Annotated in this window: 1 protein-coding gene; it reads left to right on the top strand. The window is 36.8% G+C overall.

All coding sequences use genetic code 11. The annotated features are described in order from the left end of the window. The coding region (locus ACRBBL_RS13350; RefSeq protein WP_431369563.1) for a BamA/TamA family outer membrane protein at positions 1-272 on the top strand (272 nt) is incomplete at both ends.

Raw genomic sequence — 272 nt, 5'->3', positions numbered from 1 at the left:
GCCATTCCGTATGGAAACTCAGACAACATTCCGTTTGCACGAAGTTATTTTGGTGGTGGATCAAATGACAACAGAGCTTGGAGCGCATATCAATTAGGTCCTGGACGATCGGCAAGTATTTTAGATTTTAATGAAGCCAACTTAAAACTAACAGCAAATATTGAATATCGTTTTGACTTATTCGGTAGCTTTAAAGGTGCTTTATTTGCAGATGCAGGAAATATATGGAATGTTTTTGATGACATTGAAGATGAAGATCGAAAATTCAATGG

Source organism: Kordia sp., assembly GCF_050633145.1.
Taxonomy (GTDB): domain Bacteria; phylum Bacteroidota; class Bacteroidia; order Flavobacteriales; family Flavobacteriaceae; genus Kordia.
The sequence above is the reverse complement of the archived record's forward strand: the minus strand, read 5'-3'. Positions and strand labels throughout refer to the sequence as shown.